At 64.7% G+C, this 1,225-nt stretch carries 1 protein-coding gene; it reads left to right on the top strand.

The window, feature by feature from the left end:
- On the top strand, positions 1 to 1,121 hold a 1,121-nt coding region (locus tag DXB98_RS10020; protein ID WP_233505161.1), incomplete at its 5' end, for an IS1595 family transposase.
- Between the last annotated feature and the right edge of the window lie 104 nt (positions 1,122 to 1,225).

Below are 1,225 nucleotides of genomic sequence, written 5' to 3'. Positions count from 1 at the left end.
TTGCGACAATTCCATCATCAGGAGAGATGGAGGTTGCAATGGAAGACGTGCTCACCCAGCTGACGAGGCAGTTCCTCCCGCAGATGACGGCTGCCGAGAAGAGCAGGGTCCTGAGATCGCTCAAGGCGCTGATAGACGCGGAGCTTTTCGAACTCGCGGCAAGCGAGGGGGCGGAAGACGATCCCGACAGAGCCTGCCCCTGGTGCGGCTCCCCGCATTACGTGAAGAGGGGGCGAGACGGGCGCGGCCGTCAGCGGTTCCTCTGCCGAGGGTGCGCCAGGACCTTCACCGACGCCACCATGCGCATCTTCTCCACCACCAAGCTCGACAGGTCGGCCTGGATGAGGTTCGCGGAGTGCCACGTGGACATGCTCCCGCTGCGCGAGTCGGCGGAAAAGTGCGGCGTGTGCCTCAAGACGGCGTTCTTCATGCGCCACAGGCTGCTCGAGGCCATGGCCAAGCGCATGCCCGCCTTCCGCGTGGAGGCCGGCGGCGGGGCCGAGCTCGACGAGTGCTTCTTCAGGGAGAGCTTCAAGGGAAACCGCTCTAGGTCGGAGTCCGGCATGCCCAGGAAGCCCCGCACAAGGTCGCAGGGAACCGACGGGCACGAGAAGATATGCGTGCTCACCGGCATCAACGACGCCGGCGACATCTTCTACGAGATCGCGGGGAGGGGCGGCCTCGACGAGGCGGCAGCCAGGGAGCTGCTCGCCGACAAGCTCGCGGTCGGCGCGATAATCTCGACGGACCGTGCGCACGTGTACCGCCGCGTCCTGCCCGCCCTCGGCGTCGGCGCGCACATCGCCAGCAAGAGGGAGGAGCACGCCATCAACAGGGTGAACAGCCTCCACTCCCAGATGAGGCACTTCATCGGCAGGTTCCGGGGTGTCTCCACGAGACGCCTCGAGAACTACCTCGCCTGGTTCAAGTGGACATGGTGCTTCAAGGTCCGCAGGAGCGCGGACGAGCTCGCCGAGCTCATAGTGAGGCAGGCAGCCCGCGGCACGTACGAGAAGACCTGGCGCCAGTACAAGGTGACCCCCTATCCGTTCTACGAGTACTGGATCAAGCAGGCGAAATGGGACTCGCGTGCGCGGAGGGCCATATACGGCGTGGCGTGATGTCCAGGGCGGTCTGGCGCAGCGCATCTGCGGCAAGCGCTGAAGTCGTGCCCCGATGCAAATAGCAACAGCTAGCGATATTCTTCGGGAACGTCGAAACCGTA

This window comes from Collinsella sp. OM07-12 (assembly GCF_003438275.1).
GTDB lineage: Bacteria > Actinomycetota > Coriobacteriia > Coriobacteriales > Coriobacteriaceae > Collinsella.
Note: the sequence above shows the minus strand (reverse complement) of the source record. Positions and strands in the feature narration are given on the sequence as shown.